Source organism: Curtobacterium sp. MCSS17_007 (genome assembly GCF_003234175.2).
Lineage (GTDB): Bacteria > Actinomycetota > Actinomycetes > Actinomycetales > Microbacteriaceae > Curtobacterium.
Genome location: NZ_CP126257.1, coordinates 2,844,776 through 2,859,574 on the forward strand (window position 1 = coordinate 2,844,776; position 14,799 = coordinate 2,859,574).

17 protein-coding genes and 1 tRNA gene are annotated in these 14,799 nt (G+C 71.9%); 7 read left to right on the plus strand and 11 right to left on the minus strand.

Annotation, left to right across the window (positions count from 1 at the left end; translation table 11 throughout):
* Nucleotides 1-76 precede the first annotated feature (76 nt).
* From rplT to infC, 3 genes are all read right to left on the minus strand, one after another.
* A complete protein-coding gene (gene rplT / locus DEJ22_RS13470; protein ID WP_111228432.1) occupies nt 77-460 on the minus strand; it encodes a 50S ribosomal protein L20 in 384 nt (127 codons plus the stop codon).
* A gap of 27 nt (nt 461-487) precedes the next feature.
* A complete protein-coding gene (gene rpmI / locus DEJ22_RS13475; protein ID WP_022903519.1) occupies nt 488-682 on the minus strand; it encodes a 50S ribosomal protein L35 in 195 nt (64 codons plus the stop codon).
* Nucleotides 683-744: 62 nt separating this feature from the next.
* Entirely contained in the window at nt 745-1,404 is a 660-nt protein-coding gene (gene infC, locus DEJ22_RS13480; protein WP_111228431.1) for a translation initiation factor IF-3, read from the minus strand.
* A 310-nt stretch (nt 1,405-1,714) separates the two neighbouring features.
* On the opposite strand from infC, the gene DEJ22_RS13485 reads away from it, so the two are divergent.
* On the plus strand, nt 1,715-2,062 hold the full coding sequence (locus tag DEJ22_RS13485) for a DUF1844 domain-containing protein (protein WP_111228430.1): 348 nt from the start codon (nt 1,715-1,717) through the stop codon (nt 2,060-2,062).
* Nucleotides 2,063-2,131: 69 nt separating this feature from the next.
* On the opposite strand, the gene DEJ22_RS13490 is transcribed toward DEJ22_RS13485, so the two are convergent.
* Nucleotides 2,132-3,403 (minus strand): phosphotransferase, encoded by a 1,272-nt coding sequence (locus DEJ22_RS13490; protein ID WP_111228429.1) that lies wholly within the window; start codon nt 3,401-3,403, stop codon nt 2,132-2,134.
* 103 nt (nt 3,404-3,506) lie between these two features.
* On the opposite strand from DEJ22_RS13490, the gene DEJ22_RS13495 reads away from it, so the two are divergent.
* Entirely contained in the window at nt 3,507-5,360 is a 1,854-nt protein-coding gene (locus DEJ22_RS13495; RefSeq protein ID WP_111228428.1) for a glycoside hydrolase family 2 protein, read from the plus strand.
* A 103-nt stretch (nt 5,361-5,463) separates the two neighbouring features.
* Here DEJ22_RS13495 and DEJ22_RS13500 read toward each other — a convergent pair whose 3' ends face one another.
* Nucleotides 5,464-6,315 carry an alpha/beta fold hydrolase gene (locus tag DEJ22_RS13500; protein ID WP_111228427.1) on the minus strand — a complete coding sequence of 284 codons (852 nt, stop codon included), beginning with the start codon at nt 6,313-6,315 and terminating at the stop codon, nt 5,464-5,466.
* A gap of 122 nt (nt 6,316-6,437) precedes the next feature.
* On the opposite strand from DEJ22_RS13500, the gene DEJ22_RS13505 reads away from it, so the two are divergent.
* Nucleotides 6,438-7,673 (plus strand): mannosyltransferase family protein, encoded by a 1,236-nt coding sequence (locus tag DEJ22_RS13505; RefSeq protein ID WP_111228426.1) that lies wholly within the window; start codon nt 6,438-6,440, stop codon nt 7,671-7,673.
* 140 nt (nt 7,674-7,813) lie between these two features.
* Here the strand turns inward: DEJ22_RS13505 and DEJ22_RS13510 are convergent, their stop codons facing one another.
* Nucleotides 7,814-8,872: an amidase domain-containing protein gene (locus DEJ22_RS13510; RefSeq protein ID WP_111228425.1), complete on the minus strand. Its 1,059-nt coding sequence runs from the start codon at nt 8,870-8,872 to the stop codon at nt 7,814-7,816.
* A 74-nt stretch (nt 8,873-8,946) separates the two neighbouring features.
* On the opposite strand from DEJ22_RS13510, the gene DEJ22_RS13515 reads away from it, so the two are divergent.
* Entirely contained in the window at nt 8,947-9,330 is a 384-nt protein-coding gene (locus DEJ22_RS13515) for a hypothetical protein (RefSeq protein ID WP_111228424.1), read from the plus strand.
* Between the two features lie 127 nt (nt 9,331-9,457).
* On the opposite strand, the gene DEJ22_RS13520 is transcribed toward DEJ22_RS13515, so the two are convergent.
* The 4 genes from DEJ22_RS13520 to galU all read right to left on the minus strand — a co-directional run bounded on the left by DEJ22_RS13520 (nt 9,458) and on the right by galU (nt 12,529).
* Nucleotides 9,458-9,530: transfer RNA gene (locus DEJ22_RS13520), tRNA-Ala, on the minus strand.
* A 94-nt stretch (nt 9,531-9,624) separates the two neighbouring features.
* Nucleotides 9,625-10,752, minus strand: coding sequence for a hypothetical protein (locus tag DEJ22_RS13525; protein WP_111228445.1), 1,128 nt, complete (start codon nt 10,750-10,752; stop codon nt 9,625-9,627).
* Nucleotides 10,753-10,888: 136 nt separating this feature from the next.
* The gene (locus tag DEJ22_RS13530) at nt 10,889-11,548 is read right to left on the minus strand and encodes a GNAT family N-acetyltransferase (protein ID WP_111228423.1); all 660 of its coding nucleotides are present in this window, start codon (nt 11,546-11,548) and stop codon (nt 10,889-10,891) included.
* Between the two features lie 90 nt (nt 11,549-11,638).
* Entirely contained in the window at nt 11,639-12,529 is an 891-nt protein-coding gene (gene galU, locus DEJ22_RS13535; RefSeq protein WP_111228422.1) for a UTP--glucose-1-phosphate uridylyltransferase GalU, read from the minus strand.
* A gap of 113 nt (nt 12,530-12,642) precedes the next feature.
* On the opposite strand from galU, the gene DEJ22_RS13540 reads away from it, so the two are divergent.
* From DEJ22_RS13540 to mscL, 3 genes are read left to right on the plus strand one after another with little or no spacing between them, the layout of a single operon-like run.
* Nucleotides 12,643-13,227 carry a 5-formyltetrahydrofolate cyclo-ligase gene (locus tag DEJ22_RS13540; RefSeq protein WP_111228421.1) on the plus strand — a complete coding sequence of 195 codons (585 nt, stop codon included), beginning with the start codon at nt 12,643-12,645 and terminating at the stop codon, nt 13,225-13,227.
* Between the two features lies 1 nt (nt 13,228).
* The gene (locus DEJ22_RS13545; RefSeq protein WP_111228420.1) at nt 13,229-13,504 is read left to right on the plus strand and encodes an FmdB family zinc ribbon protein; all 276 of its coding nucleotides are present in this window, start codon (nt 13,229-13,231) and stop codon (nt 13,502-13,504) included.
* A gap of 56 nt (nt 13,505-13,560) precedes the next feature.
* Nucleotides 13,561-14,061, plus strand: coding sequence for a large conductance mechanosensitive channel protein MscL (gene mscL / locus DEJ22_RS13550; protein ID WP_111228419.1), 501 nt, complete (start codon nt 13,561-13,563; stop codon nt 14,059-14,061).
* 129 nt (nt 14,062-14,190) lie between these two features.
* Here the strand turns inward: mscL and DEJ22_RS13555 are convergent, their stop codons facing one another.
* Nucleotides 14,191-14,775 carry a CDP-alcohol phosphatidyltransferase family protein gene (locus tag DEJ22_RS13555; protein ID WP_111228418.1) on the minus strand — a complete coding sequence of 195 codons (585 nt, stop codon included), beginning with the start codon at nt 14,773-14,775 and terminating at the stop codon, nt 14,191-14,193.
* Between the last annotated feature and the right edge of the window lie 24 nt (nt 14,776-14,799).

Here is a 14,799-nt window from a genome sequence, read left to right on the forward strand (position 1 = left end):
GGAACCACCGCCAACGGCCCGGGAACGACGAGACCCCCGTCGCGGACGACGGGGGTCTCGTGTGCAGCTGGCGTGACTACGCGGCCTTCGGGGCCGAGGTGTCGGCCGGCAGGGCCTTCTTGGCGGTCTCGACGAGCGCCGCGAACGTCTCGGGGTTGTTCACCGCGAGGTCCGCGAGGATGCGACGGTCGACCTCGACGCCGGCCAGGTTCAGACCCTGGATGAGGCGGTTATAGGTCAGGCCGTTCGCGCGCGACGCGGCGTTGATGCGCTGGATCCACAGGCGACGGAACTCGCCCTTCTTCGCGTGACGGTCACGGTACGCGTAGACGAGGGAGTGGGTGACCTGCTCCTTCGCCTTGCGGTACAGGCGCGAACGCTGGCCGCGGTAGCCCTCGGCGCGCTCGAGGATGACGCGACGCTTCTTGGCGGCGTTGACCGCTCTCTTGACACGTGCCATTGATCTGTTCCTTTACGTTCCGCCGGCTCAGTGGCCGAGAAGCTTCTTGACGTTCTTCGCGTCGGCCTTCGCGAGGACCTGGTCCTCGTTGAGGCGGGCCTTGCGCTTGGCGCTCTTGACCTCGAGGTTGTGACGCATACCGGCCTGCTGCTTCATGATCTTGCCGCTACCGGTGACCTTGAAGCGCTTCTTCGACCCGGAGTGGGTCTTCTGCTTGGGCATCGTGGTGCCTTTCCGTGGGGTGGGTGGGGAGCCGCGTCGTCGCGGGGTGGTCCGGGGAGGACCTATTCGGCGGGAGCCTCGGCCGGCGCGGACCCGGTGGCCTCGTCGGCCTCCTTGCCCTTCGCCGCGTGCTCCGACGCACGACGCTCGGCCTTCTGCGCAGCACGCTTCGCGTTCTGCTCGCCCTTGACGTCGGACTTGTTCTTGAGGGGGGCGATGATCATCGTCATGTTGCGGCCGTCCTGGGTCGGACGCGACTCGACGACGCCGAACTCGGCGATCTCCTCGGCGAACTTCTGGAGGAGACGGACGCCCTGCTCCGGACGCGACTGCTCGCGGCCGCGGAAGAGGATCATCGCCTTCACCTTGTCGCCGCCGAGGAGGAAGCCCTCGGCGCGCTTGCGCTTGGTCTCGTAGTCGTGCACGTCGATCTTCAGACGGAACCGGACCTCCTTGAGGTCGGTGTTCACCTGGTTGCGACGCGCTTCCTTGGCCTTCTGCGCTGCCTCGTACTTGAACTTGCCGTAGTCCATGATCTTGGCCACGGGCGGCTTCGAGTTCGGGGCGACCTCGACCAGATCCAGTTCGGCTTCCTGCGCGAGACGCAGGGCCATGGCGATCGGGACAACGCCGACCTGCTCACCCTGGGGGCCGACGAGTCGGACCTCGGGAACGCGGATTCGGTCGTTGGTGCGGGGATCGGTGATGCGGAGCTCCTTCAATCAAGTGGTGGCCGTCCGGCGCTGCTGCGCTGGACGACGGCACGAGAGAGGAGATCTGACGCACGGATCGGAACCCGTTCGGCAGCCGCCCGACGCCTGCCCCGCGGGGCCGGCCTGCCGGTCGCACCGCGATCGGTGATCGCGCTGCTGCCCCGGCGGAGCGGTTGGGACCCGGTAGCCTGTGGTGCACGGCCGCGGGTGGGAGAGACTCCTCTTCTACGACGCCGTCCGGTGCTCGGTTCGACTCCGTCGGAGACGATCTGGGCGCACGGGCAGCATCTGCCGCCGACGAGTCTAGCAGAGGAGCACCGTGACCGACACCCCGCAGAACGCTGCCAGCGAGGAAGCCCGCGACATCGCCGAGGTCCCCGCGGTCGAGCTCATCAACACCGTGGCCGTCCACCTGCTCAGCGCGGCGGCCGTGAAGGTCGGGCTCGCCGACGACCCGCAGGAGCAGACGGACCTCGACGAGGCTCGCAAGCTCATCACCGCACTGGCCGGTCTGGTCACGGCCGCCGCCACCGAGATCGGGGACCACCACGCCCGCCCGCTGCGCGACGGGCTGCGATCGGTGCAGCTCGCGTTCCGCGAGGCGTCGACCATCCCGGACGCGCCGGGCAAGGGCCCCGGCGAGAAGTACACCGGTCCCGTCAACTGACGGACGGCACCGGATGACGGACGGGAGGCGCGGGACCGGGTGGTCCCGCGCCTCCCGTCCGTCACGGTGTCAGTCGGCGTCCGCGCTTGCGGCGGCGAGCCGCGCGACCGCGGCCAGGGGGATCTCGGTCCAGTCCGGCCGGTTCCGCGTCTCGTAGACGACCTCGTAGACGGCCTTGTCGAGTTCGAAGGCGTCGAGCAACGCACGGTGCTCCTCGAGGTCGCCCCCGGTCCCGCGCCGGTAGCCGTCGAGGAACGTGGCACGTGCGGCCTGCGCCCAGGCGCCCGCGTCGACGAACTCCGCGTCGTGCGCGAGGGCACCGGCGACGTAGTCGAAGGACCGCAGCATGCCCGCGACGTCGCGCAGGGTGACGTCGGGCAGCGTGCGCTCGGCGAGGGGCCGGAGGGGTTCGCCCTCGAAGTCGAGGAACACCCAGCCGCGCGGGGCGGGGGCGGCGAGGACCTGTCCGAGGTGCAGGTCGCCGTGGATGCGCTGCAGGACCGGCCACTGCGACACGGCCGCGCGTTCGTACACGGCACGGACGGCATCGACGTGGGGCTCGACGGTGGGGGCCTCGCGGGCTGCGGCGTCGAGGCGGGCGTGCATGGTCTCGATCGCGGCGTCGCGGCGGTCCTGGTCCGCCGGCTGCGTCGGCAGCGCGGTGGCGAGCGTCCGGTGGACCTCGGCGAGCGCTTCGCCCAGTGCTGCGGCCTGCGCGTCCCACGACGCCCCCGCCCTCGCGTCACGGAGGGCCACGCGCCAGGCGTCCTCGAGACCGGGGAGGAACTCCTGCGCGAAGGCGAGGTGCCCGGACGCGGTGCCGTCGGGTCGCCCGGTGTCGGGCCAGGTGGCGTGGAGGGCCCCGTACACGGCGGGCACCCGGTCGCTGCCGGCGGCGGAGAGCGCGAGCTGCGTCGTGACGTCGGGGTTGTCGCCGTGGTGGAGCACGCGGAACACCTTGACGATGACCTGCGCCCCGCTCGCGGTGTCGCAGATCACGGAGGTGTTCGACTGCTCGCCCGAGAGCACGCGCGACGCGGTGAGCTCGCCGATGGGGCGGAGGCTCGACGGGTCGGCGTCGATGCGGGAGACGAGACCCTGCACCCAGTCGGGGTCCGTGGTGCCGTCCACCGGGTCGGCCCCCGCGTCGGCACCCGTGACCACGGGCACCTGGTACAGCACCGGCCCCGTCGCGGCGTCGTCGAGGACCAGTCGGGTGCCCGCGGTCTCGGCGATCGTGCGGAGCGCCGGTGTCCCGCCCTTCGCCGCGTACCACCGCTGTGCTGCGATCCAGCCCTCCAACGTGCGGTCACTGACCTGTCCCGGTGCCTCGGCGCTCATGCAGCGAACGGTACGCGTCGCCACCGGGGTGCGCGCCGATGATGTGGACCGTGGTCGGCTCAGGGGCTTTACAACGATGTACCGGACGGTCAGCATGGGGGGCATGAGCTCGCTCGACGGCACCGTCGCCGCCCCACTGCCCGATGCACTCCCCGTGGCGTCCGTCCAGGACGGTTCCCACCCGCGACCGCAGATGCTGCGACGTGCCTGGGCCGACCTCGACGGGACGTGGTCGTTCCGGAACACCGGGGACGACCCGGCCTGGCGGGACGGCTTCCCCGGCGCTCGGGACATCACCGTGCCCTTCCCGCCCGAGTCCCCGGCATCGGGCATCGACGAACCGGGGTTCCACCCCGTCGTCTGGTACGCGCGCACGCTCACCCGGGCCGACCTCGACGCCGCCGGCCACGGCGACGAGGCATCCCGACTCCTGCTGCACTTCGGCGCGGTCGACCACCGAGCACGCGTCTGGATCGACGGGCGGTTCATCGGCGAGCACGAGGGCGGACACACGCCGTTCACGTTCGACGTGACCGAGGCGCTCGGCACCGACCCCGACGCCGCGCACACCCTGGTCGTGCGTGCCGAGGACGACCCGCACGACGTGACGCAGCCGCGCGGCAAGCAGGACTGGCACGAGGAACCGCACGCCATCTGGTACCGCCGGACGACCGGCATCTGGCAGACCGTGTGGCTCGAGGCCGTGCCGTCGGCGTCGTTCGCGTGCCTGCGCTGGACGAACGTCGACCACGCCACCGTGCGCCTGACCGTCCGGCTCTCCGGCGAGCGCCCCGCCGGCGCACGACTCCGGGTCGTGGCCCGGTGGCACGAGGGCGACGAGGACCTGGCGTCCGTCGAGACCGTCGTCCCCGAGCACGCACACGAGGTCGAGGTCGTCGTGCCGATCGCCCGGCAGCAGAACGGCCAGGCCGAGGACGAGCTCACCTGGAGCCCGGAGACCCCGCGGCTCGTGGACGCCGTCGTCACGCTGCTCCCCGCGGAGGGCGGCGCGCCGCTGGACGCCGTCTCGACGTACTTCGGGCTCCGCACCGTCGGCGTCGACGGTGGGGCGTTCCTGCTGAACGGTCGCGCGTACGACGTGCGCAGCGTGCTCAACCAGGGCTACTGGCCCGAGTCGCACCTCGCGGCGCCGTCGCGGGCGGCGCTCCGCCGCGAGGTCGAGCTCATCAAGGAGCTCGGCTTCACCGCGGCGCGGAACCACCAGAAGATCGAGGACCCGCGCTTCCTGTACTGGGCGGACCGGCTCGGCCTGCTCGTCTGGGGCGAAGCGCCCGGCGCCTACGCGTTCTCCCCCACGGCCGTGCAGCGACTCGTGCGCGAGTGGATGGACGCCGTCGAGCGCGACGCCTCGCACCCGTCGATCGTCACCTGGGTGCCCGCGAACGAGAGCTGGGGCGTGCAGCACATCGCGACCGACCCGGCGCAGCAGGCCTACGCTCGAGCGCTCGCGGACGTCACCCGGGCGCTCGACCCGACCCGTCCGGTCATCTCGAACGACGGGTGGGAGCACACGAACTCGGACATCGTCACGGTGCACGACTACGAGGGCGACGGGGCGCGGCTGGCGGCCACCTACGCGGACGACGACGCCCGCACGCGGCTGCTCGGCGGGCGGGGGCCGGCCGACCGTCGGATCCTGGTCGGCGGTGCGGTGGACGAGGGCCAGCCGGTCATGCTCACCGAGTTCGGCGGTGTCGACTTCCAGCCGGGTGCGAAGCGCGAGGACGGGTGGGGCTACACCTCGGCCGTCGACGGCGACGACTGGGTGGCACGGATCACGGCGCTCTACGACGGGGTCCGGGCGAGTGCGTTCCTGGCAGGGTCGTGCTGGACGCAGCTGACGGACACGATGCAGGAGACGAACGGGCTGCTGCACGCCGACCGCACCCCGAAGGTGCCGATCGAACGCATCCGCGCCGCGGTCACCGGGCGCTGAGCGGCGAGCCGATCGCGACCACCGTGGAGCAGGGGACGTCGGGTAGCCGATCGGGGCCCGACGTCCTCTGCTCCACCGACGGGACGGGTGGGACGCTCCGAGGTCAGGAGGCCAGGAAGCGGAGGACCGCCTCGTTCCACTCGTCCTTGTGCGAGGCCAGCACGCCGTGCGGGCCGCCCTCGATGACGTGCGTCTGCGCGTTCGGGATCGCCTCGGCGGTGCGCTTGCCCGACGCCTCGAAGGGCACGATGCCGTCCGCGTCACCGTGGATGACGAGCGTCGGCACGTCGATCTTCGTCAGGTCGTCGCGGAAGTCGGTCGTCGCGAACGCCGCAGTGCAGTCGAGCGTGCCCTTCGGCGACGCGAGCTCCGCGATCGCCAGGTCGTAGGCGCGCTGGTCCTCGCTGACGAGCGGCTTCTTGAGCAGGCCCGGCTCCCCGCCCGGCGTGTAGAACATGTCGACGAACCGGTGCAGGAACGCCGGGCGGTCACCCGTGATGCCGTTCGCGAACCAGTCGGCGAGGTCCTGGTCGACCGCGCCGTCGGGGTTGTCGTCCGACTTCCACAGGTACGGCGGGACCGCGCTGGCGAACACCAGCTTCTTGATCTTCGCCGTGCCGTAGGTCGAGACGTAGCGCGCGAGCTCGCCGCCGCCCATCGAGAACCCGATCAGGGTGACGTTCGTCAGGTCGAGCTCGGTGATGAGCTTGTCGAGGTCCGCGGCGAAGGTGTCGTAGTCGTAGCCGCCCCACGGCTGCGACGACTGGCCGAACCCGCGGCGGTCGTAGGCGATGACGCGGTGGCCGGCCTCGACGAGCGCGGGGACCTGGCCCTCCCACGAGCGGCCGGAGAGCGGCCAGCCGTGGATCAGGACGACCGGGTCGCCCGTGCCGAGGTCGTCGTAGTGCAGGTCGATGTCGTGGCCGTTCTCGGCGCCGACGGTGATGAAGGGCATGATTCCTCCTGTCGCTGGTTTCCAGGGAACGTGCCCGATGCAACGCCCGGCACCCGGACGTCTCCTGACGGGTGCGGCGACCGGACAGCTGCCGTGCGCGGCGGAGGTGGGAGGATCGGTCGGTGACCGACGTGGCGGAGCCGAGCCGTGCCTCCCGGGCGTCCCTGCCGTCCCGCGTCCGTCACCTGCTGACGGACGGTCCGGAGGGACGGTACAGCGGGTGGACCGCGCCCCTGGTGCTGTGGCTGGCATCCCGCGTGGTGAGCACGGTCGTGCTGCTCACGGTCTGGCTGCTCGCCCGGGCGAACGGCTGGCCGTTCGCGTCGTACCGACAGGAGGGGACGTTCTGGTCCTTCCTCGGGTCGTGGGATGCCTCGTTCTACCGGACCATCGCCGAGCACGGCTACCCGACCACGCTGCCGACGGACGCCGACGGGCACGTGCTGCCGAACCCGTGGGCGTTCCTTCCGGTGTTCCCGGCGCTCGCCCGGGTGGTGCAGCCGCTCGTGGGCGGGTCCTTCTGGGCGGCCGGCGTGCTCGTCGCCACGCTCGCCGGGGCGGGTGCGTGCGTCCTGCTCTGGCGGCTGGTGCGCGCGGTGTCCGACGACCGCCGGGCGACGCGGGCGACGGCGTTGTTCGCGTTCGCACCGACCGGGTTCCTGCTGCAGGTCGCCTACGCCGAGAGCACCTTCCTGCTCCTGCTCTTCGGCGCACTGCTGGCCCTGGTGCGTCACCGGTACTGGGTCGTGCTGCCGCTCGGGCTCGTCGCGGCGTTCGCGAAGCCGGGGGTGCTCGCGCTCGCGGTGGCCCTCGCGGTGCACCTGGTCGTGCGGTTCGTGCAGGAGCGCCGGGCGCTGCCGGTCCGGGACGCCGTGGCGATCGTCGTCGCGGGGCTCGGGATCGCGGCGGCGGGGCTGGCGTGGCCGGTCGTGGCCTCGGCGGTGACCGGGCGGCCGGACGCGTACCTCGCAACCGAGCTGTCGTGGTGGGTCGGGTTCGTCGGTCGGCAGCACTTCGCGCCGCTGACACCGTGGTTCACGATGGCGTCGACGTGGCTCGGGGCGCTCGGGGTCGTGCTCGTGGTCGTCGTGCTCGCCGGCGGTCTGTGGTTCTGGACGCGCCGGGGTGTGCGGGCGCTCGGCGTCGACGTCGTGTCGTTCACCGCCGCGTACGCGCTGTACCTGGTCGCGGTGTTCCTGCCGCAGCAGAGCCTGCCGCGGTTGCTCATGCCGACGGCGCCGCTGCTCGGGGCGGACGTCTTCGCGGGGACCTGGCGGCGGACGATCGCGTGGCTGGTCGTCGGCGTGTGCTTGCAGCCGGTCGCGATCGTGCTGCTCTGGTTCCTCGGGTACCCCTGAGCGCCGGGCGCGGGCGCATGCCCGAGCGGCTCCACCGCGTGGAACCACGGAACCGACACGGAACCAGGGCGTCGCGCTGGTTCGATGTCGGATCCGTGGTTCGACACCATCGTGCGCAGGACCGGCGGAGCCGGCGCGCGCTACGCGTCGAAGGTGTGGAACCAGGCCGTGCCGCCCGGGTGCTGCACGGTGATCATCTCGTCGAGGTCGCGGTACGGCCCGTCCTGGTTGTGGCTCGCGGACTTGATGCGGATCGTGCCGTCCGGTTCGGTGAAGACCTCGGAGACGATCGTCACGTGGTCGGGCGACTGGTTGTCGTTCCAGTCGTAGAACACGATGTCGCCGACCTTGACCTTGCTCCGCTCGTCGAGCGAGCGCCGCGTCAGCCCGAACTCGTTCGCGTGCGCGGTCATCCACGGGTCCATCGCCGGGCAGTACGTCCACGTGGCGCTGTGCTGCGCGCCGGCGGACCGGCTGTACCAGTCGTCGCGCTGATCCCACCCGCGGGCGATCAGCGTCTGGCTGACGTAGTTCGCGCAGTCGCCGCCGATCGGGTTCATCGTGCCGTACTCGGCGAGGTTGTAGTCCTTCCAGTACCGCATCGCGTACTCGAGCTGCCGGTCGACGTCGGTGAGCGCGGCGTACGCGACCGAGGTGGTGGCGACCGCGGTCGAGGCGTCCGGCACGGGCGCTGCCGTCGGGGTCGGCGCGGCGGTCGCACGGTCCTGCGTGGCGCCGGCCTGCCCGTCGTTGGCGGCGCTGCCGTTGCCGTCCGACGACTGGTTGGCGGACGGGCTCGGCTCCGACGCCGTCGTGAAGAGCGCGACGTCCGCCGACCCGGGCGTGTACATCGCCTGGTGCGGCGCCGTGAAGGTCACCGTCGTCGCGGTCGCACGCACGTCACGCGCGACGACCCCACCGACCGTGACGCCCCGGACCGCGGCGAGGCCGGTTCCCGTCACCGTCACCGTCACGCCACCGGCCAGCGGTACCCGCGCAGGCTCGACCGACGATGCCGCCGGACGGGCACCCGTCGACGGGTCGGCACCCGCGGAGCCGGACCCTGCAGAGCCGGACCCCGCGCTGCCCGAGGCACCGGGCGACGAGTCGTCACCGCGCGAGCAGGCCGCCACGGCGACCCCGATGCCGGCGACGCCGGCGAGCGACAGCAGGGAACGGCGTGTGAACGAAGCAGTCATGACCCGACCAGGGTAGGCGACGGTACGGCAGGATCGCTGGCAGCACACCACTCATCGAGAGGAACAGACCGCACATGCCCGAGAGCCACGACTTCTTCGTCGCCGCCGACCCCGAGTCCACCCGCGCCACCGTCCGCGGCGCCCTCGCCCGCGAGGGCTACACCGTCACCGACGGCGACCAGGGAACGGTGCTGGCCACCCGCGGCAGCCTGGGCCTGACCCTGCTCGCCGGTGGGCTGCTCAACGACCGGACGTTCCACACCCGGCTCGACGTGCAGCTCATGGTCGCGCCCGACGGCCGGACGGTCGCGCGACTGCTCCGCGGGTCCGGGCAGTCGGCACTCAAGGGCGGTGCGCTCGGCGTGGCCCGCGGGAACCGCGCGTTCGAGCAGGCCGCGAACGCGATCCATGCCGCCCTCGCGCAGGCCGGCGTCCTGACGGACAGCGTCCCGAGCTGACCGACCCGCGCTGATCGACCCGCGCTGACCGACCCGCGCTGACCGACCCTCGCTGACACAGCTGGGAACGAGCGAAGGCCACCCGATCGGGTGGCCTTCGTGCTCTTGGTGGAGCGGTGCTTCTCGGTGGAGCTAAGGGGATTCGAACCCCTGACCTTCTCATTGCGAACGAGACGCGCTACCAACTGCGCCATAGCCCCAAGTGCTCGACCACACTAGCACCACCGGGAGCGCGATCCGAAATCGGCTCGCCACGTCCGGGCGCGCCGCGCCCCGGGGACCCGGACGGTCGCGTCAGACCGCGCGGCGCCGACGCATGATCGCGTCGAGGTCGGTCTGCTGGTAGGCCTCGTCGTCGATGACGCCCATGCCGGCCCAGCGGCTCGGCACCGACGGCTGCTCGGGCTCGGGCGCGGACGACGCGTCGGCCGTCGCAGCAGCAGGCGCCGGAGCCGGAGCCGCGGGGTGCGACGCAGCAGCGGGGGCACGCAGGCCCAGACGCTCTGCCAGACGGCCCTGGTCATGCGCGGACAGCGACGCCGCAGCGTCCTCGACATCGGACCGCATGCGCGACACCCGCGCGAGCGACGGGTCGGTCTCCCCCGCCCGGATCGCTGCGGCCTCTGCGTCGGCCTCGGCCTTGGCCTCGGCGACGCGCTCCCGCAGGCGCGCGGCCAGCGCTGCCGACGACTCCGGGGTCGGCGCGGGTGCGGGGGGACGTTCGACGTACAGCGGCTTCGGCACGCGGGCGGGCGTCCAGCTCCGGTCGCGCGCGGGCTCGGCGGGCTGCTCCGTGGACAGCGGCGGTGCCGGGTCCGTCCACGTCGTCGCCGGCCGGGAGGCACGGGTCGCCTCCGCAGCGCCCGTCGCCGCACGCGCCTTCCGCGCCTGCGCGACCTGGTGCAGCTGCGCGAGGACCGCAGCGGACCCACCCGCCGCGACGAGCCCGGCGACACCGACGAGCCAGGCTCCGGGGGCGGCGACGAAGACCACCGCCGCGACGACGACACCGAGCGTGCCGAACAGCGTCGCGCCGAGCCGGGACCGTCGCATGCGCATGGCCGTGAGTGCGGGCACCGAGGACGCCCGCTCGAGCTTCGGCTGCTGCTCCGCCAGACGCCTGGTGATCTCGCGCTGCCGTGCGGCCTCGTGGGCGCGGACGATCGCGGCGCGCTTGGCCTCTTCCGACCGGGCGACGCGCTGCGCCTCGGCCAGGGACTTCGCGTTCATCTCGACCCGGACCTCGTCGGGGAGCTCGGCGGTCTGGGCCAGGATGCGCAGGGTCTGCTGCAGCCGGATGGCGTTCCGTTCGGTGGCGAGGTACTGCCGTCTGGCCGCCCAGGACGGCATCAGGTAGACGACCCAGAGCACGGCCGCGATGAGCAGGACGATGCCGCCGCCCCAGGAGCCGATACCTGCCATGGGGACACGGTAGGGGTGCGCGTTCCCCGGACCGCCCATTGCCGGACGCGTGTTGCGCGAGTCGCGACGGAATCCGTCGGGGCGGGTCGCGCCTCTCCCCACCGGTACGGCCTGCCCGCCGTGACGGGGCGGACCGTCAGATGCGCGGTCGCGTGTCGAGTGGCATGGCCGCCTCGTCCCGCGCGGCGGCCGGAACGCTGCCGGCTCCGGGCGGGACCCGTCCGGCGACCCAGCGGTCGAGGACGCCCTCACGGACCTCCTCGGCCACGAGGGCGAAGCAGAAGTGGTCGCGCCAGTCGCCGTTGATGTGGATGTAGCGGCGCCGGAGCCCCTCGTAGCGGAAGCCGAGCTTCTCGACGACCCGGAGCGAGGGTGCGTTCTCCGGGCGGATGCAGATCTCGATGCGGTGGATGCCGACGACGCGGAAGCAGTGGTCGACGGCCAGCGCGACCGCGATCGGGGTGACGTTGTGGCCGGCGGCCCCCTCGACGACCCAGTAGCCGATGGACGCGCTCGCCAGCGAGCCGTACGTGATGCCGGACACGTTGAGCTGGCCGACGAAGCGACCGTCCAGCTCCATGGCGAACGGCAGGCCGAGTCCGGCGCGGGCGTTCGCCTGCAGCGCGCGGATGCTCCCGCGGACGTCGGTGGAGACGTGCCCGGAGGGGTTCGTGGCCTCCCACGTGCGCAGCCACGAGCGGTTCGTCGCGAGCGCGACGTCGAGGTCACGGGTGTCGCGGAGCCGGAGGGGCCGGATGGTGACCCGCCCGTGGGACAGGGTCGGGATCGTCGTCATCGCTGTGGTTCCTCCGGTGCCCGGTGGTCGACCGGGTGGATGCACGAACGGGTCCGGGGGTGTCCCCCGGACCCGTTCGTGACGGGGTGGCTACTCTCCCGCGTTGAAGTCCTTCAGCCAGGCCTTGAGGTCCGGGCCGAGGTCGTCGCGGTCCGAGGCGAGCTGCACGATCGCCTTGATGTAGTCCAGCTTGTCACCGGTGTCGTACCGGCGTCCACGGAACACGACGCCGTACACGCCGCCGGTCCACTCCTCGGCGCCGGCCATCTTCATGAGCGCGTCGGTGAGCTGGATCTCGCCGCCCTTGCCCGGCTCCTGCTTCTCGAGGACGTCGAAGACCTCGGGGCGGATGACGTAGCGGCCGATGATGGCGAGGTTCGAGGGGGCTTCGCCCTGCGGGGGCTTCTCGACCAGGCCGGTGATCTTCACGACGTCGTCGGTGTCGGTCTCCTCGACCGTGGCGATGCCGTACATGTGGGTCTGCGACTCGGGGACCTCGAGCAGGGCGACGACCGTCGCGTTCTTCTGGCCCTGCACCTCGATCATGCGCTGGAGCAGCGGGTCCCGGGCGTCGATGATGTCGTCGCCGAGCAGGACGGCGAACGGCTCGCGGCCGACGTGCATCTTCGCGCGGAGCACCGCGTGGCCGAGGCCGAGCGGGTCACCCTGGCGCACGTAGTGCATGTCGGCGAGGTCGGTCGACTGGTTGACCTTCTGGAGCTTCTCGTGGTCGCCCTTCTTCTTGAGGGTCTCCTCGAGCTCGGCCACGTGGTCGAAGTGGTTCTCGAGCGCGTTCTTGTTGCGCCCGGTGATCATCAGGACGTCAGTGAGCCCGGCACCGACGGCCTCTTCGACCACGTACTGGATCGCCGGCTTGTCGACGACCGGGAGCATCTCCTTCGGCATCGCCTTGGTCGCGGGGAGGAAGCGCGTGCCCAGCCCTGCAGCCGGGATCACCGCCTTGGAAATCTGGAAGCCCATGCCGACGAACGTACCGGACGACCACTGGGCCGGGCCATGGGCCTTTCGGGGGACACGGCATCCCGCGTGCCGGAGCGGGAAGCCGCAAACCCGCGCTCGGTAGACTCCCCGCCATGACCGCCGATCTCGGGAACGAGAAGCGCGCCCTGCGAGCCGAGCTCCGGCAGCGGCGGCGCACCCGGACCACGACGGAGCGCGACACCGACACCGCGTCGCTGACCGCCACGCTGCAGCGCTTCGTGCAGGAGCGGCAGGTCCGCTCGCTCGCGCTCTACCTGTCCGCCCCGGACGAGCCCGACGTCCGCCCCTTCCTGCGGTGGGCGCACGAACAGGGTGTCCGGGTCCTCCTGCCGATCACCCGCGAGGACGGCCTGCTCGACTGGGCGGTCGGCGACGGGGCCACCGAGCAGCAGGGCCTGCACGGGATGCCCGAGGTCGTCGGCGAGGTGCTCTCCCCGCTCGCGCTCGGCGACGTCGACGCGATCCTCACCCCGGCCGCCGCGGTCGGGCACGACGGCTGCCGCATGGGGTGGGGCCGCGGCTACTACGACAAGACGCTCGGGTCCATGGCGAACCGGCCGCCCGTCTATGCTGTGATCTTCGACGCGGAGTACCTCGACGAGGTCCCGCGCGAGGCCCACGACGAACCCGTCGACGGCATCATCACGCCGTCGCGCATCATCACCTTCCGGAGCTAGGGTGCCCACCTACTCGTACCGCTGCACCGAGTGCGACAACGCCTTCGACATCAAGCAGTCGTTCTCCGACGCCACCCTCACCGAGTGCCCCGTCTGCGGCGGAGCGTTGCGCAAGGTCTTCTCCCCGGTCGGCGTCACCTTCAACGGCGGCGGCTTCTACCGCACGGACTCGCGGTCCACGCCGAAGGCCGAGGGGTCGTCGTCGTCGTCGAGCGCGCCGGCGAAGTCGGAGCCGGGGAAGACCGAGTCGAAGCCGGCCGCCCCCAGCGCCTCCTGACGAGGGCTCGTCCCCGTCGGTACGGTGGGGTCTCCTCGACACGGAAGGAGGCCCGCGTGAAGGGCTTCAAGGAGTTCCTGCTGCGCGGGAACGTCATCGACCTGGCCGTCGCGGTCGTCATCGGTGCGGCGTTCACCGCGATCGTGACCGCCATCGTCACCGCGGTGATCAACCCGGCGATCGGTGCGGTCTTCAACGCGAAGAGCCTCGACAAGGCGCTCCCGGTCGTGATCCCGACCGTGTCGAACGGGCACGCGACCATGTACTTCGGTGCCGTCATCGGTGCCGTGATCAACTTCCTCATCGTCGCGGCGGTCGTGTACTTCGCGCTGGTGCTCCCGGTGAACCACCTCAAGAAGGTCGCGTTCGACCGGGTGAAGAAGAACCAGGAGCAGACGCCGCAGGACGTCCCGCCGACGGACGTCGAGGTGCTGCTCGAGATCCGCGACCTGCTCCGCGCCCAGGACGGTGCGGCGCCGAGCACGGGCGGCGGCGCACACGTCGCCCCGTCGACCGCACCCGAGGGCCCGGGGATCGGCGGCTCGGCGAAGCTCTAGCCGGGGGTCGCACCGCACCCCGCAGTGACGGCGGCTCCTCGCAGTGGTGTCCCGCTGCGAGGAGCCGCCGTCGTTGCGTTCCGTGGAAGGGCCGAGCCGCGCGCCGCCGCAGCGGCCGGGGCGTCTGCGTCAGGCAGTGCGCGCGACGGCGCGGTGCTTCGCGGCGAGGGCGCGGGCGTACTGCACGCCCGCGATCACGTGGCCGATCGTGCCCGCCCACACGAAGACGAGCGCGAGCACCCGGATCCAGTCGTGCTGCGACGCCCACGAGGTCGACGAGAACAGCAGCAGCGGGAGCCCGACGAAGAGCAGTGCCGAGCGGATCTTGCCGGTCCACGTGACGTCGAGGTCGGGGTCGCCGCGGAACCACAGCGTGGACAGCAGGGCGAGGACGGCGTCGACGAGGACGATGATCGCGACGCTCGGCCACGGCAGCAGCCCGACGAGCACCAGGGACAGCACGATCGCGATGATCGCGAGGCGGTCGGCGACGGGGTCGAGGGCCTTGCCGAGCTTGGAGCCCTGGTCGAACCGCCGGGCGATGAACCCGTCCGCCCAGTCGCTGACGCCGAGGACCACGAGCGTGACGAGTGCCCAGCCGGGGTGCCCGGCGACGACGAAGCCGATGAAGACCGGGATGAGCAGGAAGCGCACCACCGTGATCAGGTTCGGCCACGTCTGCCAGTCGGGTCGCTGCCGCGCGGTGTCAGTCATCGCACTCAGGCTACCCGTCACCAG

What these genes read in the sequence shown, in the direction of transcription:
- DEJ22_RS13530 (WP_111228423.1), bottom strand. Translation starts at nt 11,548, where the DNA reads ATGACGACGATCCCGACCCTGTCCCACGGGCGGGTCACCATCCGGCCC.
- galU (WP_111228422.1), bottom strand. Translation starts at nt 12,529, where the DNA reads ATGGGCTTCCAGATTTCCAAGGCGGTGATCCCGGCTGCAGGGCTGGGC.
- rplT (WP_111228432.1), bottom strand. Translation starts at nt 460, where the DNA reads ATGGCACGTGTCAAGAGAGCGGTCAACGCCGCCAAGAAGCGTCGCGTC.
- DEJ22_RS13525 (WP_111228445.1), bottom strand. Translation starts at nt 10,752, where the DNA reads ATGGCAGGTATCGGCTCCTGGGGCGGCGGCATCGTCCTGCTCATCGCG.
- DEJ22_RS13500 (WP_111228427.1), bottom strand. Translation starts at nt 6,315, where the DNA reads ATGCCCTTCATCACCGTCGGCGCCGAGAACGGCCACGACATCGACCTG.
- DEJ22_RS13510 (WP_111228425.1), bottom strand. Translation starts at nt 8,872, where the DNA reads ATGACTGCTTCGTTCACACGCCGTTCCCTGCTGTCGCTCGCCGGCGTC.
- DEJ22_RS13490 (WP_111228429.1), bottom strand. Translation starts at nt 3,403, where the DNA reads ATGAGCGCCGAGGCACCGGGACAGGTCAGTGACCGCACGTTGGAGGGC.
- DEJ22_RS13555 (WP_111228418.1), bottom strand. Translation starts at nt 14,775, where the DNA reads ATGACTGACACCGCGCGGCAGCGACCCGACTGGCAGACGTGGCCGAAC.
- DEJ22_RS13540 (WP_111228421.1), top strand. Translation starts at nt 12,643, where the DNA reads ATGACCGCCGATCTCGGGAACGAGAAGCGCGCCCTGCGAGCCGAGCTC.
- DEJ22_RS13495 (WP_111228428.1), top strand. Translation starts at nt 3,507, where the DNA reads ATGAGCTCGCTCGACGGCACCGTCGCCGCCCCACTGCCCGATGCACTC.
- rpmI (WP_022903519.1), bottom strand. Translation starts at nt 682, where the DNA reads ATGCCCAAGCAGAAGACCCACTCCGGGTCGAAGAAGCGCTTCAAGGTC.
- DEJ22_RS13515 (WP_111228424.1), top strand. Translation starts at nt 8,947, where the DNA reads ATGCCCGAGAGCCACGACTTCTTCGTCGCCGCCGACCCCGAGTCCACC.